This window comes from Agrobacterium sp. OT33 (assembly GCF_017313365.1).
Taxonomy (GTDB): domain Bacteria; phylum Pseudomonadota; class Alphaproteobacteria; order Rhizobiales; family Rhizobiaceae; genus Agrobacterium; species Agrobacterium rhizogenes_A.
This window is the reverse complement of sequence record NZ_JAFLMZ010000011.1, coordinates 44,000-68,577: the sequence shown is the minus strand read 5'-3', so window position 1 is coordinate 68,577 and position 24,578 is coordinate 44,000. Positions and strand designations below refer to the sequence as shown.

Annotated in this window: 22 protein-coding genes; 18 read left to right on the top strand and 4 right to left on the bottom strand. The window is 60.8% G+C overall.

The features are described 5' to 3' along the window. The first annotated feature begins 48 nt into the window (after positions 1-48). From JZX88_RS23220 to JZX88_RS23205, 4 genes are read left to right on the top strand one after another with little or no spacing between them, the layout of a single operon-like run. Positions 49-1,023: an ABC transporter permease subunit gene (locus JZX88_RS23220; RefSeq protein ID WP_206914890.1), complete on the top strand. Its 975-nt coding sequence runs from the start codon at positions 49-51 to the stop codon at positions 1,021-1,023. After that, the gene (locus JZX88_RS23215) at positions 1,020-1,934 is read left to right on the top strand and encodes an ABC transporter permease subunit (RefSeq protein WP_065116355.1); all 915 of its coding nucleotides are present in this window, start codon (positions 1,020-1,022) and stop codon (positions 1,932-1,934) included. The genes JZX88_RS23220 and JZX88_RS23215 overlap by 4 nt, the downstream gene beginning before the upstream one ends. 3 nt (positions 1,935-1,937) lie before the next feature. Continuing rightward, positions 1,938-2,777: an ABC transporter ATP-binding protein gene (locus JZX88_RS23210; RefSeq protein ID WP_110759116.1), complete on the top strand. Its 840-nt coding sequence runs from the start codon at positions 1,938-1,940 to the stop codon at positions 2,775-2,777. After that, positions 2,774-3,619: an ATP-binding cassette domain-containing protein gene (locus JZX88_RS23205; protein WP_206914889.1), complete on the top strand. Its 846-nt coding sequence runs from the start codon at positions 2,774-2,776 to the stop codon at positions 3,617-3,619. Before JZX88_RS23210 ends, JZX88_RS23205 begins: the two co-directional genes overlap by 4 nt. Before the next feature lie 180 nt (positions 3,620-3,799). Here the strand turns inward: JZX88_RS23205 and JZX88_RS23200 are convergent, their stop codons facing one another. Together JZX88_RS23200 and JZX88_RS23195 are read right to left on the bottom strand one after the other, a co-directional pair. Continuing rightward, on the bottom strand, positions 3,800-5,269 hold the full coding sequence (locus JZX88_RS23200) for a mannitol dehydrogenase family protein (protein ID WP_206914888.1): 1,470 nt from the start codon (positions 5,267-5,269) through the stop codon (positions 3,800-3,802). A 106-nt stretch (positions 5,270-5,375) separates the two neighbouring features. Continuing rightward, a complete protein-coding gene (locus JZX88_RS23195; RefSeq protein WP_206914887.1) occupies positions 5,376-6,050 on the bottom strand; it encodes a GntR family transcriptional regulator in 675 nt (224 codons plus the stop codon). Between the two features lie 281 nt (positions 6,051-6,331). Between JZX88_RS23195 and JZX88_RS23190 the strand changes: the two genes are divergently transcribed. Beyond that, positions 6,332-7,450: a mandelate racemase/muconate lactonizing enzyme family protein gene (locus JZX88_RS23190; RefSeq protein ID WP_206914886.1), complete on the top strand. Its 1,119-nt coding sequence runs from the start codon at positions 6,332-6,334 to the stop codon at positions 7,448-7,450. A 50-nt stretch (positions 7,451-7,500) separates the two neighbouring features. Here JZX88_RS23190 and JZX88_RS23185 read toward each other — a convergent pair whose 3' ends face one another. Together JZX88_RS23185 and JZX88_RS23180 are read right to left on the bottom strand one after the other, a co-directional pair. Then, positions 7,501-8,523, bottom strand: coding sequence for an LLM class flavin-dependent oxidoreductase (locus JZX88_RS23185; RefSeq protein WP_174032845.1), 1,023 nt, complete (start codon positions 8,521-8,523; stop codon positions 7,501-7,503). Between the two features lie 134 nt (positions 8,524-8,657). Next, entirely contained in the window at positions 8,658-9,575 is a 918-nt protein-coding gene (locus tag JZX88_RS23180; protein ID WP_080820005.1) for a LysR family transcriptional regulator, read from the bottom strand. Positions 9,576-9,806: 231 nt separating this feature from the next. Here JZX88_RS23180 and JZX88_RS23175 point away from each other — a divergent pair, with 231 nt between their 5' ends. From JZX88_RS23175 to JZX88_RS23115, 13 genes are all read left to right on the top strand, one after another. Then, positions 9,807-11,015, top strand: a complete 1,209-nt coding sequence (locus tag JZX88_RS23175; protein WP_206914885.1) for an ABC transporter substrate-binding protein — start codon at positions 9,807-9,809, stop codon at positions 11,013-11,015. Positions 11,016-11,040: 25 nt separating this feature from the next. Further along, the gene (locus tag JZX88_RS23170; protein WP_206914884.1) at positions 11,041-11,826 is read left to right on the top strand and encodes an ABC transporter ATP-binding protein; all 786 of its coding nucleotides are present in this window, start codon (positions 11,041-11,043) and stop codon (positions 11,824-11,826) included. Between the two features lies 1 nt (position 11,827). Then, positions 11,828-12,529: an ABC transporter ATP-binding protein gene (locus JZX88_RS23165; RefSeq protein WP_206914883.1), complete on the top strand. Its 702-nt coding sequence runs from the start codon at positions 11,828-11,830 to the stop codon at positions 12,527-12,529. Between the two features lie 2 nt (positions 12,530-12,531). Then, a complete protein-coding gene (locus tag JZX88_RS23160) occupies positions 12,532-13,419 on the top strand; it encodes a branched-chain amino acid ABC transporter permease (RefSeq protein ID WP_065116364.1) in 888 nt (295 codons plus the stop codon). 1 nt (position 13,420) lies between these two features. Next, positions 13,421-14,428: a branched-chain amino acid ABC transporter permease gene (locus JZX88_RS23155; RefSeq protein ID WP_110759126.1), complete on the top strand. Its 1,008-nt coding sequence runs from the start codon at positions 13,421-13,423 to the stop codon at positions 14,426-14,428. 74 nt (positions 14,429-14,502) lie between these two features. Next, the gene (locus JZX88_RS23150; RefSeq protein WP_206914882.1) at positions 14,503-16,098 is read left to right on the top strand and encodes a GMC family oxidoreductase; all 1,596 of its coding nucleotides are present in this window, start codon (positions 14,503-14,505) and stop codon (positions 16,096-16,098) included. 13 nt (positions 16,099-16,111) lie between these two features. Continuing rightward, positions 16,112-16,996, top strand: coding sequence for a 3-hydroxyisobutyrate dehydrogenase (mmsB, locus tag JZX88_RS23145; RefSeq protein ID WP_206914881.1), 885 nt, complete (start codon positions 16,112-16,114; stop codon positions 16,994-16,996). After that, positions 16,993-18,948 carry an acetoacetate--CoA ligase gene (locus tag JZX88_RS23140; RefSeq protein ID WP_206914880.1) on the top strand — a complete coding sequence of 652 codons (1,956 nt, stop codon included), beginning with the start codon at positions 16,993-16,995 and terminating at the stop codon, positions 18,946-18,948. The genes mmsB and JZX88_RS23140 overlap by 4 nt, the downstream gene beginning before the upstream one ends. 4 nt (positions 18,949-18,952) lie before the next feature. Beyond that, a complete protein-coding gene (locus tag JZX88_RS23135; RefSeq protein WP_206914879.1) occupies positions 18,953-19,738 on the top strand; it encodes a 3-hydroxybutyrate dehydrogenase in 786 nt (261 codons plus the stop codon). A 123-nt stretch (positions 19,739-19,861) separates the two neighbouring features. Next, entirely contained in the window at positions 19,862-20,902 is a 1,041-nt protein-coding gene (locus tag JZX88_RS23130) for a helix-turn-helix domain-containing protein (RefSeq protein ID WP_210347589.1), read from the top strand. A 155-nt stretch (positions 20,903-21,057) separates the two neighbouring features. Continuing rightward, on the top strand, positions 21,058-21,363 hold the full coding sequence (locus JZX88_RS23125; protein ID WP_206914878.1) for a hypothetical protein: 306 nt from the start codon (positions 21,058-21,060) through the stop codon (positions 21,361-21,363). Positions 21,364-21,438: 75 nt separating this feature from the next. After that, positions 21,439-21,780: a hypothetical protein gene (locus JZX88_RS23120; protein ID WP_206914877.1), complete on the top strand. Its 342-nt coding sequence runs from the start codon at positions 21,439-21,441 to the stop codon at positions 21,778-21,780. Positions 21,781-21,884: 104 nt separating this feature from the next. Then, positions 21,885-24,221: a glucose/quinate/shikimate family membrane-bound PQQ-dependent dehydrogenase gene (locus JZX88_RS23115; RefSeq protein ID WP_142858694.1), complete on the top strand. Its 2,337-nt coding sequence runs from the start codon at positions 21,885-21,887 to the stop codon at positions 24,219-24,221. Positions 24,222-24,578: the final 357 nt, after the last annotated feature.

Here is a 24,578-nt window from a genome sequence, read left to right as displayed (position 1 = left end):
ACGCGCGGAAGAACCCTGTTCTTCCGCGCGTCTTTTCAGGAAAAAACCATGATCCGGTTCATTCTCGGCAAACTTCTTTATCTCGTTCCGACATTCCTCGGGATCACCATTGTCGCCTTCGCCTTCGTGCGCGTCCTGCCGGGCGATCCCGTGCTGCTGATGGCGGGTGAACGCGGCATATCGCCTGAAAGGCATGCGCAGCTTGCCGAACAGCTCGGCTTTGCCCAGCCTGTCTGGCAGCAATATCTTCATTTCCTCGGACGGCTGCTTCAGGGCGATCTCGGCAATTCGCTGGTCACCAAGAAACCTGTTCTGACCGAGTTCCTGTCGCTCTTCCCCGCGACGGTCGAGCTTGGTCTTGTTGCCATCATCATCGCCGCCATCCGCCGTGGGTCGTGGTTCGACCAGATTTCCATGACGACGGCGCTGGTGGGTTTCTCCATGCCGATCTTCTGGTGGGGCCTGCTGCTGATCATCATGTTCTCCGGCATCCTGCAGTGGACGCCGGTGTCGGGACGCATCTCGCTGATGTATTTCTTCCCCTCCGTCACCGGCTTCATGCTGATCGACAGCCTGATTTCGGGGCAGAAGGGCGCTTTCGTCTCGGCCCTGTCGCATCTCATCCTGCCGTCGGTGGTGCTTGCCACCATTCCGCTTGCCGTCATCGCGCGCCAGACGCGCTCGGCCATGCTGGAAGTCCTGGGTGAGGATTATGTGCGCACGGCACGGGCAAAAGGCATGTCGGCCTCCCGCGTCGTCGGCGTACACGCGCTGCGCAACGCCATGATCCCGGTCATCACCACCATCGGCCTGCAGATCGGCGTGCTGATGGCGGGTGCCATCCTGACCGAAACCATCTTTTCCTGGCCGGGCATCGGCAAGTGGATGATCGATTCCATCTCGCGCCGCGACTATCCGGTCGTGCAGAGCGGCCTGCTGCTGATCGCGGGTCTGGTAATGGTCGTCAACCTGCTTGTCGATCTGACCTATGGCCTCATCAATCCGAGGATCCGTCACAAATGAGCGATGTGACCACCACCCCCGGCGTCCGCCTTTCGGACGCCGCCATCCGCCGCCGGATGCTCGCCGATTTCTGGTTCTACTTCCGTCAGAACCGCGGTGCCGTCATCGGCCTTGCCGTCTTCATTCTCCTGGTGCTGGTGGCGGTTTTCGCGCCGCTGATCGCGCCACATGATCCGACACAGCAATATCGCGATGCGCTGCTCGTCCCGCCGGTCTGGCAGGAAGGCGGCCGCGCCGGCTTCTTCTTCGGCACCGATGCCGTCGGTCGCGACATGCTGTCCCGCCTGATCTACGGCGCGCAATATTCGCTGTTCATCGGCATCGTCGTTGTTTCCATCGCCCTTGTCGGCGGCATCGTCATCGGCCTCGTCGCCGGCTTTTTCGGCGGCTGGGTGGATACCGTCATCATGCGCGTGATGGACGTCATCCTGGCGTTTCCGTCGCTGCTGCTGGCGCTGGTGCTGGTCGCGATCCTCGGGCCGGGGCTCACCAATGCCATGATCGCCATCGCCATCGTTTACCAGCCGCATTTCGCGCGTCTGACGCGTGCTGCTGTCATGAGTGAGCTCAGGCGCGAATATGTCACCGCTGCGCGCGTCGCGGGTGCCGGCAATTTCCGGCTGATGTTCAAGACCATCCTGCCGAACTGCCTTGCGCCGCTGATCGTTCAGGCAACGCTGTCCTTCTCGTCCGCGGTCCTCGATGCGGCCGCCCTCGGCTTCCTCGGCATGGGCGCCCAGCCGCCCGCCTCCGAATGGGGAACGATGCTGGCCGAAGCGCGTGAGTTCATTCTGCGCGCCTGGTGGGTTGTCACCCTTCCCGGCCTGACGATCTTGATCTCGGTGCTCGCCATCAACCTGATGGGCGACGGCCTGCGCGATGCGCTCGATCCCAAACTGAAGCGGAGCTGAGCGATGAGCCTGCTGAAAATCAAGAACCTCACGGTTAAATTCGCCACCGCCACCGGCGCCTTCACCGCCGTCAACGGCATCGATGTCTCCGTCGACAAGCACGAAGTCTTGGCCATTGTCGGCGAATCCGGTTCCGGCAAGTCGGTATCGATGCTCGCCGTCATGGGGCTTCTGCCCGATACGGCAACGATTACCGCCGATGAGATGACCTTCGACGGCAAGAACCTGCTGACCATGTCGCCGCAGGAGCGCCGCAGGGTGATCGGCCGCGAGATCACCATGATCTTCCAGGAACCGGTCGCCTCGCTCAACCCGTCCTTCACGGTCGGGTTCCAGATCGAGGAGGTGCTGCGCCTCAATCTCGGCATGAGCGGCTCGGCCGCCCGGGCGCGGGCGCTGGAACTGTTCCGCGCGGTCGGCATTCCCGAGCCGGAAGCCAAGCTCAAGGCCTATCCGCACCAGATGTCCGGTGGCCAGTGCCAGCGTGTGATGATCGCGATTGCGATTGCTTCCAAACCGCGTCTCCTGATTGCCGACGAGCCGACAACCGCGCTCGATGTAACGATTCAGAAGCAGATCCTCGATCTCCTGATGAACCTGCAGGCGGAATACGGCATGGCGCTGATCCTCATCACCCATGACATGGGCGTGGTGGCGGAAACCGCAGACCGCGTCGTGGTGCAATATAAGGGCCGCAAGATGGAGGAGGCGGATGTCTTGAGCCTCTTTGAAGCTCCGCAGCATCCCTATACCAAGGCATTGCTTTCGGCCCTGCCGGAAAACGCCACCGGCGACCGCCTGCCCACGGTTTCCGATTTCTTCGGCAAGGAGGGCGTTCAATGAGTATCGTTGTCGAAGGCAAGGGCATCACCCGCGACTATCACGTTCCCGGCGGCCTGTTCGGCGGCGCCAAGACTGTTCAGGCCCTGAAGGGCATCGATTTTGCCGTCGAGCGGGGCAAGACTTTGGCGATTGTCGGCGAATCCGGTTCGGGCAAGTCGACGCTTGCCCGCATCATCGCCCTGATCGACCCGGCATCCGGCGGTGAGCTGAAGATCGACGGCCAGCCGGTCGATATCGCCAGGCGACGTCCGGACACGCAGATGCGCTCCAAGGTGCAGATGGTGTTCCAGAATCCCTATGGCAGCCTCAATCCGCGCCAGAAGGTGGGTGACGTGCTGATGGAACCGTTGGTCATCAACACGAAAATACCAGCCTCCGAGCGCCGCGAGCGGGCCGAAGCCATGCTGGTGAAGGTCGGCCTCGGTCCTGAACATTTCAACCGTTATCCGCACATGTTCTCCGGCGGCCAGCGCCAGCGCATCGCCATTGCGCGCGCGCTGATGCTCAATCCGGCGCTGCTGGTGCTGGACGAGCCGGTTTCCGCGCTCGATCTTTCGGTGCAGGCGCAGGTCTTGAACCTGCTCCGGGATCTGCAGGAGGAATTCGAGCTGACCTATGTCTTCGTCAGCCACGATCTCTCGGTGGTCCGTTACATCGCCGACGATGTGATGGTCATTTCCAAGGGTGAGGCAGTCGAACAGGGAACGCGCGAGCAACTCTTCGCCGATCCGAAGCACCCCTATACGCGCCAGCTCTTTGCGGCGACACCGATCACGGATGTCGATGCCATCCGCGCCCGTGTGGAGCGCCGCAAGGCGGCGCGGCAGGCCGCCACGGCCTGAGCGGCGGGATTGTAGTTGCAGGCTAAGCCTCCCGGCTTAGGCTGCTGACAGACTTCCCTCACACGCGACGTCATCCTCGGGCTTGTCCCGAGGATCCACGCACGTATCGTAAATCGGAACGGCGCAGATGCTCGGGACAGGCCCGAGCATGACGATGGAGCGTTTCTCGCCCACTCATTTTCAGGACTTCAAAAAACGCTCAATGGCGCCCAGCGCAGTAAGTTCCCGAATGTCGCGATAAGCGGCTTTCAGTGTCGACACGAAGTTTTCGTTGCCCGGCAGGTCATCGCCGAATGTGCGCCTGAAGGTGAGGAACCGGTCCACGACAGCATCCGGCGCCATTGCCAGCTGGTCCGGCGCATCCCATTCCTTGAAAGCGGGGTCGAGTATGGTGATCGGCTGATCCTTTTCATCCCGGTCTGCGCAGGATCTGATCCATAAAGCGACGGCAAAAATAACGGCGCGACTGGCGGCCTCTTCTTCCAGCAATTCGCGCAAGGGGCCAAGAATACGCAGCGGCACCTTCTGCGAGGCATCGGAAGCGATCTGCATCGTCTTGTGTTGCAGGGAGGGGTTGGCGAAGCGCTCCCTGAGACCGGCTGCAAATTCGGTGCCGTCGACGGCGGGATCGAGCGTCCGGTCGACTTCGCGCCAATAGGCATCGATGAAATCACGCACGGTTTTTTCGCCCCATGCGTCGGCAACCGTCGCAAGGCCGGCGATCTGGCCTATGGCGGCGATGGCGCTGTGGGAGCCGTTCAGCATTCGGAGCTTCATATGTTCATATGGCTCGACGTTGCTGACGAACTCCACGCCCGATCTCTCGAGCGCCGGTCTTCCATGCGGAAAATTGTCCTCGATGACGAAGCGGAAGTAGGGCTCCGCCACCACGGGCCAGGCATCGCGCACCCCAAGTGCTGCCGATATCGCGTCCCGATCCGCGTCGGTGGTTGCGGGAACGATGCGGTCCACCATGGAGCAGGGGCAGGCGATATTGGCTTCGATGAACGGGGCCAGTTCGGGATCGGTAAGTGCGGCGAATTCCAGCAGCAGCTTTCGCAACACATGTCCGTTGGCGGGCAGGTTGTCGCAGGAAAGAAGCGTTAGCGGCAGGGAGCCTTCCTTGCGCCTGCGCCGTGTGGCAGCCAGAATGAAACCGAAGATGGAGCGTGGCCGGTCCGGGTTTTCAAGATCGTGGACGATATCGGGGTGATCGCGCAGCAGGCTGCGGGAGGCGAGATTGGTGACATAACCCTTCTCCGTCACGGTCAGGGTAACGATGAGAACGCGCGGATCGGACATCCTGTCCACAAGCCGTTCGGGATTTTCCGGTGCGACGATGGTTTCCATGATGGAGCCGATGATGCGCAGGCGCTCGCTCTTTCCGTCGCGCAGGCAGAACGTGTAGAGATTGTCCTGTGGCTCGATGGCGTCGCGCGTCTCCGGGCTGCGCAGCGATGCGGCGACGATGCCCCATTGCGTCTCGCCGCGATTGAGGCAGTCATCAATGAAAACCGCCTGGTGTGCCCGGTGAAACGCTCCGACGCCGAGATGCACGATGCCGGGTGTGACCATCTGGCGGTCATAGGCGGGCCTTGCCACAGATTGCGGCAGGCGAGGAAGGGCGGCAGCGGAAGGGCGGTCTGTCATCGATGCGAAATCTCCGTCTGGAACGAGCCAGTTGTGGTTCACCCCGCCGGACTTACGGCGCTCGGGTTTTCGCGCATGTCAGTTCCTCCCCTGCTTTCTGAATGGATCAGGCACCGGCTTCTTTGAGCAGCCGGACCTGACGCAGCGTGTTCTGGCGGCTGCGCTCGAGATGCCGCCACAGGGCATCGACGATTTGGGCCTTGCTGCCGGCGGCGATGGCGTCGGCAATATTCTGGTGCTCTTCCACCGAACGGGCGTAATCACCGAGAATCGATACGAAAACCGTATGGGTCTGGTCGAGGATACGTTCATGCGAGCCGGAGATGACCGGAATGCGGGCGGCTGAAACCAGTGTCGTGTGAAAGTTGCGGTCGTAAAAAAGCGCTTTCGACAATTCGTCGAGCGTCGGGCCTTTGGCGAATTCGCGATGTTTGGCAAGGCTTTCCAGCAGCTGCGCATGCAGCGTTCCGTCCAGTTGCCCGGCATCGAAAGCCACTTCGACGGCGCCCTTTTCGAGCAGCATTCTGGCGGCGTAGAGCTCTTCCACATCCTCCACCGTGAAATCGCGCACCACCATGCCGCGCCTTGAGGAATTGACCACCAGCCCGTCGGCCTCGAGTTTCACGCAGGCTTCCTTGACCGGGGTGGGGCTGATGCCGAGATCGGCGGCAAGCTCGTTGGGCAGCAGCCTTTCGCCGCCGCGCAATTTGCCGCTGACGATGCGCGCGCGCAGTTCCCGGTGCGCCTGTTCGGCGAGCGTGACTTTGACGAGTGTGTTCATGGCCGTATCATTGCTCAGCTTTGTGAAGCAGGCAATGATCAAATATTAAAAATAAAAAATTTTTTATTTTACAAAATCCGTTTTTCCGTTAGCTCTATCTGCCATCGGAAGCCGGCTGCCGGAGGAGGGTGGTCCGGCGATCCCCTGACGGTTCAATTTCCGCAACCATTGGGCGCGGGACAATGACGCGACTTCACCCGCCAATCGGCGAAGCGCCGCTCAGAAAAGGGACTTCCGCCTTTCCTCCCCAGAAGCGTTCAAGCATCGAGGAATGACCGATCATGAAAATTACCGCTGTCGAACCTTTCATCCTGCATTTGCCGCTCACGTCGGATTCTATCTCCGATTCCACCCACAGCATCACCCATTGGGGCGTCGTCGGGGCAAAAATCACGACGAGTGACGGCATTGAGGGTTATGGTTTCACCGGCACCCACGCGCATCTGCCGTCCGACAGGCTGATCACCTCCTGCATCAGCGATTGTTATACTCCCCTGTTGCTGGGTGAGGATGCGTCCGACCATTCACGGCTCTGGATGAAACTTGCCCGTTACCCCTCGCTGCAATGGGTCGGCCGGGCCGGCATCACCCATCTGGCGCTTGCCGCCATCGACGTGGCGCTATGGGATTTGAAGGCGAAAAAGGCGGGCGTGCCGCTCTGGCAATATCTCGGCGGTGCGCGCACGGCAGGCGTGGAAGCCTATAACACCGATATTGGCTGGCTTTCCTTTACGCTGGAAAACCTGCTGGCCGGCAGTGCAAAGGCCGTGGAGGAGGATGGCTTCACCCGCCTGAAGCTCAAGGTCGGTCATGATGATCCGAATATCGACATTGCCCGGCTTGCCGCCGTCCGCCAGCGCGTCGGCTCCTCCATCCGCATCGCCATTGACGGCAATGGCAAGTGGGATTTGCCGACATGCCAGCGCTTCTGCGCCGCGGCGAAGGATCTGGATATCTACTGGTTCGAGGAACCGCTGTGGTACGACGATGTCACCAGTCACGCCCGGCTGGCGCGCAATACATCCATTCCCATTGCACTGGGCGAGCAGCTTTATACGGTGGATGCATTCCGCTCATTCATCGATGCCGGCGCGGTCGCTTATGTCCAGCCGGATGTGACCCGGCTTGGCGGCATCACCGAATATATTCAGGTGGCTGATCTTGCACTCGCCCATCGCCTGCCGGTGGTGCCGCATGCGGGTGAGATGAGCCAGGTGCATGTGCATCTGAGCTACTGGCATCCGGCTTCGACCATTCTCGAATATATTCCGTGGATCAAGGATCATTTCGAAGAGCCGATCCATGTGCGGGATGGTGTTTACAGGAGGCCGGAGCAGCCGGGCGCCAGCACGACGCCGCTGGCGGAAAGCTTTTCCCGTTATGGCAAGGCGGTGAAATAAAAAAGGCGGCGCAGAGACTGCGCCGCCTTGCTCATTTTCAGGACCAGCCGTTAGCGCCAGCCAAGAGCCGGCGCCACCTGCTTCAGGATCGTCTCGATGACATGGGCGTTGTAGTCGACACCCAGCTGGTTCGGCACGGTCAGGAGCAGCGTGTCGGCCTCGGCAATGGCTTCATCGGCTTTCAGCTGTTCGATCAGCGCTTCAGGCTCGGCGGCATAGCTGCGCCCGAAGATCGCGCGCGTCTTGTCGTCGATATAACCGATCTTGTCGTCGCCTTCATTGCCGTAACCGAAATAGGCCCGGTCACGGTCGCTGACGAGGGCGAAGATGCTGCGGCTGACGGATACACGCGGCTCGCGGGCATGTCCGGCTTCCTTCCAGGCTTCCCGGAAGATACGGATCTGCTGCGCCTGCTGGACGTGGAAAGGCTCGCCCGTTTCATCCGTCTTCAGGGTGGAGCTTTGCAGGTTCATGCCAAGCTTTGCCGCCCATACCGCTGTCGCGTTGGAACTTGAACCCCACCAGATGCGCTCACGCAGCCCTTCGGAATGGGGTTCCAGCCGCAAAAGGCCGGGCGGGTTGGGGAACATCGGTCTCGGGTTCGGCTGGGCGAAACCGTCGCCCTTCAGAAGCTCCAGGAAGACCTCGGTATGCTGCCGCGCCATGTCTTCTTCGCTCTCGCCCTCGGCCGGGCGGAAGCCGAAATAACGCCAGCCATCGATCACCTGTTCCGGTGAACCACGGCTGATGCCGAGTTGCAGGCGCCCACCGGCGATGAGGTCGGCCGAACCGGCATCCTCCGCCATGTAGAACGGGTTTTCATAACGCATGTCGATGACGCCGGTGCCGATCTCGATCTTTTTCGTTCTGGCGCCGATGGCGGCCAGAAGCGGAAAGGGTGAGGCAAGCTGGCGGGCGAAATGATGCACGCGAAAATAGGCGCCGTCGGCGCCCAGTTCTTCGGCGGCCACGGCGAGGTCTATCGATTGCAGCAGCGTGTCGGCCGCCGAACGGGTCTGCGACTGGGGTGAGGGTGTCCAGTGGCCGAAGGACAGGAATCCGATCTTTTTCATGATGACCTTCCAGATGTCGGAGGATGCCGGCTTTCACAAACCGGCTTCGTTGTTGTCATTCATATAGGCAACCGGGCGCATCCTCCAATCGGCCACCCGTAAACACGGTGTCGCCGAAATGTGAACGATGCCGCTCAGGCGGTCGTCTTTCGGTCGAGAACGAAGAGATTTTGGTGGGCGCGGGCCGTGGTGAGAATGAAATCCATGAGCGAGCGCACCCGCGGCACGTTGGCAAGGTCCTGGTGGCTCGTCAGCCAATAGCCTCGCCGCAGCTCCACTTCACCGGGAAGCACCATTTGCAGATCCGGAAAGCGGGCGGCGATGAAATTCGGCAAGATGCACAGCCCCCTGCCGCTCAGCGTTGCGGTCAGCTGCGCAAAAATGCTTGAGGACTGGAAACTCGGCCGCAGACCCGGCAGCACGTCACGCATATAATCGAGGCCCGGTGAGAAGATCAGGTCCTGTACGTAGCCGATGAAGAAGTGGTCGAGCAGGTCCTCGCGCTTTACGATTTTCGGCCGCCCGGCGAGATAGGAACGCGAGGCATAGATATGCAGCGTGTAATCGATGATCTGTTCATTGATGTAGGGACCGGCCTTTGGCGGATCGAGCGTTACCGCCACATCCGCCTCCTTTTTGGACAGCGCCATGATTTGCTGGATCGTCACCATTTCCACCATGATGTGGGGATGGGTCACGGCGAAGTCTTTCAGCCTTTCCACAAAGAAAAAATTGGAAAAACCTTCAGGGGCGCTTAAGCGCACCACGCCGCGCAGCAGGCTGCCGCTTTCGGAAATATCCGATTGCAGCCTTTCGGCTTCCGCCTCTATGCGCTCGACCGTATCGACCAGCCGCCGTCCCACCGTCGTCAGTTCGTAACCGCGCGGGTTGCGCTCGAACAGCTTGGTTTTAAGCGAGAATTCCAGCCGGTCGATATGGCGGGAGACGGTGGCGTGGCTGGTGCGCAGGCTTCTCGCCGCAGATGAAAGTTGTCCCGTGCGGGCCACGGCCAGGAAATATTGCAGGTCGTCCCAGGTAAAAGGCGTGGCCATTTCCGTCTCCGTCACAAGTTCTGTTCAAAAATGAACAGTTCCTGTTCGCAATTTGATGATGCCCCGCTCTTGTGTCAACGGCCGAATTCGAGAAGTCTAGGCTCAGGATGCGCCGCTTTGAGGAGGGCGGCGTGACCGTTTCGCTGCAAGGATGAAGAAGCCCGCTACGGGGTTTCGTTCACCCCTGCACAGACAATCTGAGGCTCGCAATCATCTCTGGGAGGAGAAGTCATGCGCAGGAGTATCGTTTTATCCACGGCCATGGCACTGGCCGCCGGCACCGCCGCTTATGCCGCCGAGATTTCGGACGGCAAGGTCAAGATCGGCATTCTGAACGACCAGTCGGGCGTCTACGCCAATTTCGGCGGCAAATACTCTTATGAAGCCGCGAAGATGGCGGTCGAGGATTTTGGCGGCAAGGTGCTGGACGCGCCGGTGGAAGTGGTGACCGCCGACCACCAGAACAAGGCGGACGTCGCCTCCAACATCGCCCGGCAATGGTACGACACCGAACAGGTCGATTCGATCATGGAATTGACCTCGTCTTCGGTGGGCCTTGCCGTGCAGGCGCTGTCCAAGGACAAAAAGAAGATCACCATCAATACCGGTGCGGCAACCACCGAACTGACCGGCAAGCAGTGCAGCCCCTATGGTTTCCACTGGGCCTATGACACCTATTCGCTGGCGGTCGGCACCGGCGGCGCGCTCGTCAAGCAGGGTGGCGACAGCTGGTTCTTCCTGACCGCCGATTATGCCTTCGGTTATTCGCTGGAAGAAAACACCGCCAATTTCGTCAAGGCCAATGGCGGCAAGGTTCTGGGTTCCGTGCGCCATCCGCTGGCCACGACGGATTATTCCTCCTTCCTGCTGCAGGCGCAGTCTTCGGGCGCGAAGGTCATCGGCCTTGCCAATGCCGGTCTCGATACCTCCAACGCCATCAAGCAGGCGGCCGAATTCGGCATCGTCGCCGGCGGCCAGCGGCTTGCCGCTCTCCTCTTCACGCTCGCCGAAGTCCACGGCCTCGGCCTTGAGGCGGCTCAAGGCCTGACGCTGACGGAAGGTTTTTACTGGGACCGCGACGATGAATCGCGCAAGTTCGGCGAACGCTTCAAGGAACGCACCGGCGCCATGCCGAACATGGTTCATGCAGGCACCTATTCCGCCGTGCTGCACTACCTGAAGGCCATCGAAAAGGCCGGCACCGACGATGCCGATGCCGTCGCCAAGGCCATGAAGGAAATGCCCGTCAACGACGTCTTCTCGAAGGATGGCCATGTGGCCGCCAATGGCCGCATGATCCACGACATGTATCTCATGGAAGTGAAGAAGCCGGATGAGAGCAAGCAGCCGTGGGATTATTACAAGGTTCTCGCCACCATCCCCGGCAAGGAAGCCTTCATGGACCCCGCAAAGAGCGGTTGCCCGCTGGTAACGCAGTAAAGAAGAATAAAAAGGGGAAAGCTTGATGACGATCGCTCCCGCCCTTGCCGGGCAGGCCGAACCTCGCGTCGTTCTTTCGGCGCGCGGTCTCTCCAAGACCTTCGGCGCATTCGCGGCCGTGAAAAACGTCGATCTCGACGTCCACCATGCCCGCGTGCATGCGCTTATCGGTCCGAACGGCGCCGGCAAAACCACGGTCTTCAACCTGTTGACCAAGTTTCTCCAGCCGACAGGCGGGGCGATCACCTTCATGGGAACGGACATAACAAGGACGCCGCCGGACAAGGTGGCGCGACTCGGCCTCGTCAGGTCTTTCCAGATATCGGCGGTGTTTCCGCATCTGACGGTTCTGGAAAATGTGCGGGTAGCGTTGCAGCGGCCGAATGGCCTCGCAACGCAATTCTGGCTGCCGCTCTCCTCGCTCGACAGGCTGAATGCCCGCGCCGAGGAACTGATCGCGACGGTTGGCCTGGTCAGGGAAAAACATGCGCTTGCGGCCGATCTTTCTTACGGTCGCAAGCGGGTTCTCGAAATCGCCACCACGCTCGCGCTCGATCCGAAGGTTCTGCTGCTGGACGAGCCGATGGCCGGCATGGGCGGTGAGGATGTCTCCCACGTCGCCGAACTCATCCGCGAGGTGGCAAAGACACGCGCGGTGCTGATGGTCGAACATAATCTGAAAGTCGTGGCCGATATCTGCCACCACGTCACGGTGCTGCAGCGCGGTGAAATTCTGGCGGAGGGTGATTATGCCGCCGTTTCCGCCGATCCGCGTGTGCGCACGGCCTATATGGGCACGGAGGAGGCTTGATATGGCGGCAATGCTCGAAGTCTCCAACCTGAAATCCTGGTACGGCGAAAGCCAGGCCTTGCACGGCGTCGATCTGACCGTTGGCGAGGGGGAAACCATCACCATTCTCGGCCGTAACGGCGTGGGCAAGACCACGACGTTGCGCACCATCATGGGCATCATCCGCAACCGCAAGGGTTCCATCAAGCTCGGCGGCAAGGATATGATGCCGGTGCCGCTGCATCGCACGGCGAAATACGGCATCGGTTTCGTGCCGGAAGAGCGCGGCATCTTCGCGACGCTGAGCGTCGAGGAAAACCTGAAGCTGCCGCCCGTCGTCGCATCCGGCGGCATGACGCTCGATGAAATCTACGAGCTGTTTCCCAATCTTTACGAACGCCGCACCAGCCCCGGCACGAAGCTTTCCGGCGGCGAGCAGCAGATGCTTGCCATGGCGCGCATCCTGCGCACCGGCGTGAAGGTGCTGCTGCTTGACGAACCGACCGAGGGGCTCGCCCCGGTTATCGTGCAGCGCATCGGCGAAGTGCTGCAGAAGCTGAAGAGCCGTGGCATGACCATTGTTCTGGTCGAACAGAATTTCCGGTTTGCAAGCCGCATCGCCGACCGCTTCTACCTGATGGATCACGGCCAGATGGTCGGCAATTTTCCGGTCAGCGAACTTTCCGGCCGCATGGGCGAACTCAACAAGGTGCTGGGGGTTTAACGATGACGATGATCTTCGGCGTTCCAATTCAGGCCCTGCTCGGGCAATTGCTGATCGGCCTCATCAACGGGTCGTTTTATGCGCTGCTGTCGCTCGGCCTTGCCGTCATTTTCGGCCTGCTGCGCGTCATCAATTTCGCGCATGGGGCGCAATATATGCTCGGCGCTTTCGTCGCTTTCCTCGGCCTGCAATATTTCGGCATCAATTTCTGGATGGCGCTTGTCGTCACGCCGCTCGTCGTCGCGCTGTTCGGCGCGATCGTCGAACGCTTCCTGCTGTCGCGGCTTTATGATCTCGATCCGCTTTACGGGCTGCTTTTCACCTTCGGCCTGGCGCTTGTGGTGGAAGGCACGTTCCGCTGGCTTTACGGCGCTGCCGGCCAGCCCTATTCGGTGCCGCGCGAGCTTGCCGGCGGCACCAATCTCGGCTTCATGTTCCTGCCGAATTATCGCGCCTTCGTTGTCGTCATTTCGCTGGTCGCCTGCCTTGCCACCTGGGCGTTGATCGAAAAGACGCGTCTCGGCTCCTATCTGCGCGCTGCCACCGAAAACCCGACGCTGGTGCAGGCCTTCGGCATCAACGTGCCTGTTCTCCTGACGCTGACCTACGCGCTGGGTGCCGGCCTTGCCGGTTTCACCGGGGTTCTCGCCGCGCCGATCTATCAGGTCTCGCCGCTGATGGGCACCAACCTCATCATCGTCGTCTTTGCCGTGGTCGTGGTCGGCGGCATGGGATCGATCATGGGCGCCATCGTCACCGGTTACATGCTGGGCGTCGCTGAAGGCCTCACCAAGGTGTTTTACCCTGAGGCCTCCAACATCGTCATCTTCGTCATCATGGCCTTTGTGCTGCTCATCCGCCCCGCCGGACTTTTCGGAAAGGACGCCTGATATGTCCAAAGCCACCCATAGCCCCACCGCTGGAGCAATGCCGCAGACGGAAGTTTCGACGACTGCCGGAACCATCAAGACCGTGCTCATTCTGGCGGGGCTTGCCGTGCTCATCGCCGCGCCGATGTTCGTTTACCCGATCTTTCTGATGAAGCTCCTGTGCTTTGCACTGTTTGCCTGCGCCTTCAATCTGTTGATCGGTTACACGGGGCTGCTGTCCTTCGGCCATGCGGCGTTTTTTGGCGGTGCCGCCTATTTCACCGCCTATTCGGTGAAGGAATGGGGCGTGACGCCGGAGATCGGCCTTGTCATCGGCATGGCGGGGGCGGCCCTTCTCGGGCTCGTCATCGGTTTTGTCGCCATCCGCCGTCAGGGCATCTATTTCGCCATGATCACGCTGGCGCTGTCGCAGATGTTTTATTTCTTCTGCCTTCAGGCGCCGTTTACCCATGGCGAGGACGGGTTGCAGGGCGTGCCGCGCGGCCATCTCTTCGGCCTTCTCGATCTCAACGCGCCACTCAACATCTATTACACGGTGCTGGCGGCCTTTGTTCTGGCGCTGTTGGTCATCTGGCGCTTCGTCAATTCGCCCTTCGGCATGATCCTGAAATCCATCCGCGAAAACGAGCAGCGCGCCATTTCGCTGGGTTACAGCGTGCAGCGTTACAAGCTCGGCGCCTTCGTCATGTCGGCGGCGCTTGCCGGGCTTGCGGGCGGTCTGAAGGCGCTGGTCTTCCAGTTCGCCACGCTGACCGATGTGACCTGGCAGATGTCCGGCGAAGTGATCCTGATGACGCTGCTCGGCGGCATCGGCACCATGATTGGCCCGATTTTTGGCGCGGGCCTCGTGGTCACCCTGCAGAACTATCTCGCGACATCGGATTTCCCGGTCACCATCATCACCGGCCTCGTGTTCATGGCCTGCGTTCTGGTGTTCCGGCGCGGTTTGATCGGTGAATTTTACGCATCGCGGCTCGGGAGAAAACTCGGCTTCCAGCACCGCGGCTAGATATTTTTGAAAACACAGACAAGGCCTCCCCCGCGTCCGGGACGACGCGGCAAGGGTGGCGTATGGAGAAGAGCATGGGCGAATATGACTATATCGTCATCGGAGCGGGGAGTGCCGGATGCGTCCTCGCCAACCGCCTTTCGAAGGACCCGAACAACCGTGTGCTGCTTCTGGAAGCGGGGGGCAACGATAATTACCACTGGATCCATATTCCGGTCGGTTATCTCTATTGTATCAACAATCCGCGCACCGACTGGTGTTTCAAGACGGCGGAAGAACCGGGCCTTAACGGCCGTTCGCTGATCTATCCGCGCGGCAAGGTGCTGGGCGGCTGCTCCTCCATCAATGGCATGATCTATATGCGCGGCCAGGCACGCGATTACGATATGTGGCGGCAGCTCGGCTGCGAGGGCTGGGGGTGGAACGATATCCTGCCCTATTTCCTGAAGTCGGAGGATTTTTATCGCGGCAAGAGCGAGATGCATTCCGCCGGCGGCGAATGGCGCGTGGAAAAGGCGCGCGTGCGCTGGGATGTGCTTGATGCCTTCCAGAAGGCGGCGGGCGAAGCCGGTATTCCCGCGACCGATGATTTCAACCGGGGCGACAATGAGGGGGCCGGTTATTTCGATGTGAACCAGCGGGCCGGCTGGCGCTGGAACACGGCGAAAGCCTTCCTGAAACCGGCGCTTGGTCGCAAGAACCTGACGGTTTTGACCAAGGCCCACGTCAAGCGGCTTATCATCGAAGAAGGTCGGGTTACGGGCGTCGAGTTCCACCATGACGGCGTTCTGAAAAAGATGCGGGCGCGGCGCGAGACGGTGCTTTCCGCCGGCGCTATCGGCTCGCCGCATGTTCTGGAGCTTTCCGGTATCGGCCGTGGCGATGTGCTTCAGGCCGCCGGTATCGACACCGTGGCCGAGGTTCAGGGTGTGGGCGAAAACCTGCAGGACCATCTGCAACTGCGCATGGTCTATAAGGTCTCCGGTGTTCTGACGCTGAATGAAAGGGCCTCCACCCTGTTCGGCAAGGCGAGGATCGGCCTTGAATATGCGCTGACGCGCTCCGGACCGATGTCGATGGCGCCGAGCCAGCTCGGTGTCTTCACCCGTTCTTCGCCGGAAAAGGAAACCGCCGATCTGGAATATCATGTCCAGCCGGTTTCTCTCGACAAGTTCGGCGATCCGGTTCACACTTTTCCGGCCATTACCGCAAGTGTCTGCAATCTGCGGCCGGAAAGCCGCGGCTCAGTGCATGTGAAAGGACCGGATTTCGCCATGCAGCCGGAAATCCGCCCGAACTATCTTTCCACGGAAGGCGACCGCCAGGTGGCCATCGATTCCATGCGGCTGACGCGCCGCATCGTCGCCCAGCCGGCCTTTGCCCGGTTCAAGCCACAGGAATACAAGCCGGGTCCCTCCTTTGAAAACGACAATGATCTTGCCAGGGCGGCGGGCGATATCGGCACCACCATCTTCCACCCTGTCGGCACGCTGCGCATGGGGTCGGATGTGGAAAGCGTTGTCGATAACAGGCTGAAATTCCGCCGGCTTGCCGGGCTGCGCGTCGCCGACGCATCGGTGATGCCACGCATCACATCCGGAAATACCAATTCGCCGACGATCATGATTGCCGAAAAGGCCGCCGACATGATCCTTGCGGATAATCGCTGAAAGGAGCGCTTCCATGAAGACCGTCGCTTTTATCGGGCTGGGACATATGGGCCTGCCCATGGCCGCCAATCTCGTCAAGGCCGGATATGCCGTTCAGGGTTACGATCTTTCCGAAGCCTGCCGCACGGCGGCGAGAGAGGCGGGCATTCCCGTAGCGGCAGATTCCGCCGAGGTTATCGAAGCGGCCGAGGTGATCATCACCATGCTGCCGAAGGGCGAACATGTCGTTTCCGTCTATGGCGATCTGGTTCGGAAAATCCCCGCCGACACGCTCCTTATCGATTGCTCGACGGTGGATATGGAAAGCGCGCTGAAGGCGCATGAACTGGCCGCTTCCGCCGGTTGCCCCTCGGTCGATGCTCCCGTTTCCGGCGGCACGGGTGGGGCGGCGGCGGGCACCTTGACCTTCATGTGCGGCGGCGAGGCGGAGGCTTTCGCTGCGGCAAGGCCGGTGCTGGAGGCGATGGGCAAGAGGATCGTGCATTGCGGCAAGGGCGGCAACGGCCAGGCGGCGAAAATCTGCAACAACATGATCCTCGGCATTTCCATGATCGCCGTTTCCGAAGCTTTCGTGCTTGGCGAAAAACTCGGCCTTTCCCATCAGGCGCTGTTCGATGTCGCCTCCACCTCTTCCGGGCAGTGCTGGTCGCTCACCACCTATTGCCCGGTGCCGGGGCCGGTACCGACATCGCCCGCCAACAAGGATTACCAGCCCGGATTTGCGGCGGCCCTGATGCTCAAGGATCTGAAGCTCTCGCAGGAGGCCGCCAATGGAGCCGGGGCTTCCACCCCGCTCGGCGCAGCGGCATCGACGCTTTATGAGAACTTTGTCGGCGAAGGGGGCGGCGGACGTGATTTTTCCGCCATCGTCGAAATGCTGCGCGGGGGCGAAGCATGACGGACGCCGCGCCATCCGACATCTTATGGGTGCCGCCGGAGAAGAGGCTGGAGCGTTCGGCGCTTTTCGCCTTCGCGACGAAAACGGCAAAGCTGCACCGGCAGGCCGCCGATGACTATGCCGGCCTGCTGCGCTGGTCCATCGACGCGCCGGATGAGTTTTACGATGCGCTGTGGGACGAACTCGGCATTGTCGGTACGCGCGACGATACGGCATTCAAGCCCGGCAAGACCATACGGGAGGCCGAGTTCTATCCGGGCGCGAGGCTCAATTACGCCGAAAACCTGCTGCGCGATGCAGATGAACGGCTGGCCATCATCGCCCATCGCGACGACGGCACACGGCGCGAGATTACCCGCCGACAGCTATACGCCGAAGTGTCCCGTATGGTGCAGGCGCTTACCCATGCCGGCGTGAAGGAAGGCGACCGCGTCGGGGCCATCGTCACCCATGATATCGAGGCGATCGTCAGCTATCTGGCTGTCAGCGCCATCGGGGCGATCTGGTCTTCGTGCTCGCCGGATTTCGGCCCGGCGGGAGCTTCCGACCGCCTGTCACAGATCGGCCCGAAAATCCTCATCGCCGTGCCGGAATATGGTTATGCCGGCAAACGCATCGACGTAGGTCCCACCATCCGCGCCGTGGCGGAAAGTGCGGCTCCTGAAAAGATCGTGCTGATCGGCGACGCCGTTCCCGCAAGCCTTGCTAATCTCGGCTGTGTGACGCTTACGGATTTCGTCGCGCCCTATGCGGCGGGCGAGATTGCCTTCAACCGTCTGCCCGTCAAGGCGCCGCTGGCGATCCTTTATTCCTCCGGCACGACAGGTAAGCCGAAATGCATCACCCATTCCGGCGGCGGTTTGCTTCTTCAACACATGAAGGAGCTGAAACTACAATGCGATATTCAGGAGGGGGAGCGCTTCTTCTATTTCACCACCTGCGGCTGGATGATGTGGAACTGGCAGGTCTCCGGTCTGGCGCTCGGCGCTACGCTCGTCACCTATGACGGCAATCCCGGTTATCCCAACCCCGCGCGGCTGATAGATCTCATCGACGCCGAACGGATCGCCACTTTCGGCACGTCGGCGAAATTCATCGATGCCTGCCTGAAGGCGGGGCTGAAGCCGCGTGAAAGCCACGATCTTTCGTCGCTGAGGACAATTCTCTCCACCGGCTCGCCGCTCATCCCGCAATCCTTCGATTATATCTATCGCGACTGGAAGGCCGACGTGCACCTCGCCTCCATCTCCGGCGGCACGGATATCTGCGCCTGTTTCCTCGGCGGTAATCCGTTGCAGCCCGTGCATCGCGGCGAATTGCAGGGTGCGATGCTCGGCATGGATATCGACACGCTTGATGACGAGGGCCGTTCCGTTCGCGGCGTTGCCGGCGAACTCGTCTGCCGCAATGCGCATCTGTCCATGCCGGTCAAATTCTGGGGCGATGAGGATGGATCGCGGTATCGGGCCGCCTATTTCGACCGGTTTCCGGGCATATGGGCGCATGGCGACTTTGCCGAAATGCGCCCATCCGGCGGTTATGTCATCCATGGCCGTTCGGACACGACGCTCAATCCCGGTGGTGTTCGCATCGGCACGGCCGAAATCTACCGGCAGGTGGAAACCGTGCCAGAGGTCGAGGAAGCCATTGCCGTGGGGCAGGATATCGACGGCGACCAGCGGGTCATCCTTTTCCTGCGCATGAAGGAAGGTGCGGCCCTGACGGAGGAATTGGAAAAGACCATCCGCAGTCGCATTCGCTCGGGCGCAACGCCGCGGCATGTGCCGGCAAGGATCATTGCCGTCAGCGCCATTCCCCGCACACGCTCCGGCAAGATTTCCGAAATCGCGGTGCGCGACACCATCCATGGCCGGCCGGTGAAGAATGCCGATGCGCTTGCCAATCCTGAAGCGCTCGAACTTTACCGCAACCTGCCGCAGCTGAAGGACTAGGCCGATGGAGGATCAACCGAAAACCGTGCTCGTCACGGGTTCCACCAGCGGCATCGGGCTCGCCATCGCAAAACGTTTCGCCGAGGCGGGGTATCTGGTCGCGGTGCATGGCATAGAGACGCCGGAAGAGGCGACGCAGGCCCTGGAGATGGTTGCGAAGGTGGCGCGGCACAGGCCGGTCTATTTTTCGGCCAACCTCGCAAACTACGACGAGAGCGTCCATCTGCCGGAAACCGTCATCGCCGAATTCGGCCACATCGATGTGCTGGTCAACAATGCCGGCATCCAGAAGGTCGCGCCGATCGACGAGTTCGATTTCGCCGATTTTTCCCGCATCGTCGCTATCTCGCTCGACAGCGCGTTTCACACCATCCATGCGGCCTTGCCGGGCATGAAGGAAAGGGGCTGGGGCCGCATCGTCAACATCGCTTCCGCCCACGGCCTGCGCGCCTCGCCCTTCAAGGGGCCTTATGTCGCGACCAAACATGCGGTGGTGGGGCTGACGAAAAGCGTGGCGCTGGAAGTGGCCGAACTCGGCATCACCTGCAACGCCATCTGCCCCGGTTACGTCTGGACGCCGCTTGTTGCCGCACAGGTTGCCGATCAGGCGCGGGTGCATGGCATGAGCGAGGAGGAGGTGGTGAAAAAGGTGATGCTTGCACCGCAGCCGACCAGACGGTTTGTGCAACCGGAAGAAGTGGCGGAAATGGCGCTTTATCTTGCGGGCGACATGGCGCGGTCGATCACGGGAACGACTATTTCCATCGACGGCGGCTGGACCGCGAAATAATTTTCGCGCACCCGCCGCCGGCGAACCGTCTCGCCGGCATCCGGCATTGTTAGGCGATTTCAATCCTGTATAGTTTTCGCGGACGGCGGGGTCAGCGCCGTGTTCACGGAACAGCTGATAATAATGAACACAGGGTCTTTTGAAGCGCCGCTGGCGCGCTCGCGCTTCGATACACGTCAGGTGCCGAAACGTGATGCGCTGACGTTGTGGCAGGATTCGATCAACGTGCTGTTTGACGCGCGCCTGCGCAGATCGCCGGATGACGGTTTCTCTGCAAGCGTGGACGCCGCTTTCATCGGCAATGTCGCGCTCGGCCGCACCCAGTCATCGGCACAGGATTTCGACCGTTCACGTCACAAGCTGTCCCGCGACGGCATGGACGGTTTTCTCCTGCAGTTTTATGCCCGGGGACAAAGCATGTCGCGGCGCGGAACGGGTGAAACCGCCGGTCCGGGAGATCTCTATATCATCGACATGGCGCAGCCCCTTGCCACGGCCACGACGGATCACGATCACCTGAGCCTTGTCGTGCCGCGCCGTCTGCTGGAGGGCAGGCTCATCGGCTCCGGCAATCATCATGAGCGCGTGCTGCCGGCGGGTCTGCCGCTGGTATCGTTGCTGCGGGAAACGATGACGAGCGTTTACCGCCATTTCGATGTCATGACCGCCAGCGACGGCGCGGCCACGGTCTCGCCGCTGCTGGAACTTGCCGCGGCTGCCATCAACAATCACGTTCGGGAGGACAATGCCGAAGGCGTCCAGCGTGCGTTGAGGGCATCCATCCGGCGTTATATCGACAGTCACCTTCTCGATCCTGCCCTTTCAGTGGAGAAGGTCATGGCCGAATTCGGGGTGTCGCGCCGCACCGTTTATCGGCTTTTTGAGCCGCTGGGCGGTTTTTCGGCATGTATCACCCATCGGCGGCTTGAGCGGGCGATGGATTTCCTGCGGTCACCGCAATCGGGCCATATGACAATCGCGGAGGTGGCCGCGACCTATGGCTTCACCAATCCGGAAAACTTCAGCCGCGCCTTCAAAAAGACCTTTGGTCTGTCGCCGCGCCAGCTGCGTCATTTCGCGTCGGAAAGCCGTGACGCCACATCGGATATACTGAAGCCGGACAGCGCCGAATGGACGCGATGGATCGTGCAGCTTGGCCGCTGACAACGGGTTTTGCGGTTGATCTGACACTTTATGCCGGTTTGCTGGCACAATCTGACCATTCGCTGTGGTTGTGAAGCCACGGGGGGTGCACATTGCCGGCGAACATGTCACAGTGGGAACGCTGTTTTAGTTGATATTTATTTCCGACAATCATGATGTTTAGAATTCTTACTTTTCTGGAAATGCTGCCGGTATGGCGCAGCCGCCGCATTGAGGCAAAAAAATACCGGGCCGCCGGCGGACATTTCGAACTCGGCGCGGCACGCGTGCCTTTGCGACCAAATCAGGCCTTTGCCGGCGCGGCGGGAACCGAAACCTTGCCGGATACGCTGCCCGACATGGAAGATGCCGATGCGCGGCAGGCACTTTCCTGGCTGGGGCTTGGGCAGAACTTCAGCGCGGTCGATATGGCCGCCGGCGGCGATCCGGATGTCGGCTGCCATCCGGCAGAATGTAACTGAAGGCGTTCCCGGGCTGTCTGGAACCAAACTGTGACCCTGTGGATTAAATCGACAGGGTTACAGGGAGTAAACGACATGGCCAGAGAAAATGCCAGCTATCTTCACGGTCGCGACGCACCGAAAAGAGAGACGGCAACACGGGCACGGCGAGGGTCCAGCGGACGCCCGGTGCTTGTGATCCTGATTGTCAGCTTTCTTCTTGCGCTGGTGGTCTGGGCGGTCGTCGAATATTCGGTTTTCGAACCGGATGAAAACCGCCCGCAAAACACGCAGACCGAGACTGCGCCCGTGCCGCAGCAGCCTTCCGGAGCGGGAAGCTTCGACAACAATCCCGCCAATGGCGGCGCTTCGCCGCCCGCCTCGACGGACGCAAACCCCTCGCGTCAGGACTCGACGGGGGCGCCGCAGAATCCGTAACGACCATGGCGTGAAATTTTTCACGACAAATGAACAGTTTGTATGGAACCAGATTGGCCCCGATTTCATTTCACGCAAAGTGACAGGAATCGGGGGTTTCATTCATGGCAGTCACCGTCACTGCAGTTGTTCTCACGCTGATCGGCCTTGCGCTGTTCGGTTTCGGCTCCCAGCTGGTGATGCTGGGCGGCAGTTTTTATTATGTCCTTTCCGGACTGGCCTTCCTTTTGACGGCCATTCTGCTGTTCAAGCGCAATCGCGCCGCACTCCATGTCTATGCTGTCTTCATTGTGGCGACGCTCGTCTGGGCTGTCTGGGAAGTCGGCTTCGACTGGTGGCAGCTTGGCCCGCGTGGCGGCCTCATCATTCTCATTGGCCTGTGGCTTCTGGTCCCGTGGGTGAGAAGGCCGCTTGGTTTTGCGAGCCCGACCGGCCTGAATTACGGTCCCAATGCCTGGCCGCTTGCGCTGTCGGTTCTCGCTTCCATCGTGGTGGCGGGATATTCCATGACGCAGGATCCGCATGATCAGGCGGGTTCCCTGCCTCAGGAGACGGCGTCCGCGGCGCCGGCCTATGGTGGCAACGTGCCCGACGGCGACTGGCATCAATATGGCCGCACGCCCTATGGCCAGCGTTATTCACCGCTGACCCAGGTGAATGTCGACAATGTCTCGCAGCTCAAGGAAGCCTGGCGTTACCAGACGGGCGATGTGAAGCTGCCTGACGATGTCGGCGAAACCACCTATCAGGTGACACCGCTGAAGGTCGGCAACACGCTTTATATTTGCACGCCGCATAATTGGGCGATTGCCATCGATGCGGCAACCGGCAAGGAAAAGTGGAAATACGACCCGAATGTCGGTCTCAATCCGGACCGCCAGCACCAGACGTGCCGTGGGGTTTCCTATTATGCCGAGCCGAATGCGGCCCAAGGCACGGCATGCGCCGAGCGCGTCTATCTGCCGACCTCGGATGCGCGGCTGATCGCGCTTGATGCCGCGACCGGTCAGGTCTGCACCTCCTTTGCCGATCAGGGTGTTCTGCATCTCGAACAGGGCATGAAATACAATCCTGCCGGTTATTATTATTCGACCTCGCCGCCTGTCATCGCGGCGGGCAAGATCATCATCGGCGGCGCGGTGAACGACAACTATTCCACGCAGGAACAGTCTGGCGTCATCCGTGCTTTCGATGTGAACAGCGGTGCCTTGATCTGGAACTGGGATTCCGGCAATCCGGAAAAGACCGAGCCGATTGCGGCGGGCGAGACCTATACCACCAACTCGCCGAACAGCTGGTCGGTGCTGAGCTATGACGAGGGCCTTGGCCTCGTTTACGTTCCGCTCGGCAATCAGGTGCCGGACCAGCTCGGTATGGGCCGCAGCGAGAATGTGGAGAAATACTCCTCCTCCATTGTCGCGCTCGACATCAACACGGGCAAGGACCGCTGGGTGCGCCAGACGGTCCATCACGACCTCTGGGACATGGATGTTCCGGCTCAGCCGGTGCTGCTTGACATCACCAAGGACGGCCAGACCGTGCCGGCCCTTGTCGGACCCACCAAGCAGGGCGACATCTATGTGCTGGACCGGCGCACCGGCGAGCCGCTTCTGCCGATCACGGAAGAACCGGCACCGGGCGGGGCGATCCCGGAGGACTTCACCTCCCCGACGCAGCCGACGACGGCCCTGTCTTTCAAGCCGGCGCCGTTGCAGGAAAAGGACATGTGGGGCGTCTCCATGTTCGACCAGCTTGCCTGCCGTATCCGTTTCCATCAGCTGAACTACAAGGGTCGCTATACGCCGCCCTCGCTCAATGGCTCGATCATCTATCCGGGCAATTTCGGCACGTTCAACTGGGGCAGCGTGGCGGTGGATCCGGAACGGCAGGTCATGTTCGGCATGCCGACATATCTTGCCTTCACCTCCAGGCTCGTTCCGCGCGATCAGATCCCGCCGAAGGGGCAGGATGAGAAAGGCAGCGAGCAGGGCTTGAACCGTAATGATGGCGCGCCCTATGGCGTCTTCATGGGGCCGTTCCTCGGTCCGCTGCAAATCCCCTGCCAGGCGCCGCCATGGGGTTATGTCGCGGGTGCCGATCTGCGCACCGGCGATATCGCCTACAAGCACAAGAACGGCACGGTCTATGACATGACACCGCTGCCGCTGCCCTTCAAGGTTGGCGTGCCGGGCATTGGCGGTCCGATGATCACCAAGGGCGGCGTGGCTTTCCTCGGCGCTGCCGTCGACAACTACCTGCGCGCCTATGACCTCACCACGGGCAAGCAGCTGTGGGAAGCGCGTCTGCCGGCCGGCGGACAGGCCACCCCCATGACCTACGCGCTGGATAGCGGCAAGCAATATGTCGTTATGGTTGCGGGTGGCCACGGTTCGGTTGGAACCAAGCCGGGCGATTACGTGATCGCCTACACGCTGCCGTAATTTTCACCGGCTTCAAGACAATAAAAACCGGAATGGGTGACCATTCCGGTTTTTCTTTTGCATGTCCTGAATGGCCTCACGCCGCCTTTTTCCGGGCGGCGGCATTGACCGAGGTCCTGACGCGCCCCCGTTTGCCGGAGCCACCCAGAGAAAACGGAAAAATCCCGATGTCCTTCAGCGCCATCGCTTCCGTTTGACACGGCGTTTCTCCCATAACGACGTCAGCTTTCCGGTGTGGTTCCGCAGTTTTTCAAGGGGTGTCATCGCCGGGCGCAAATGAATAGCGCGCAATTTTTACCGGAACAAACGGGCAAGTCGCGCTGTTTTATCCGCGATGCAGGGGTGGCTTACCCCTGA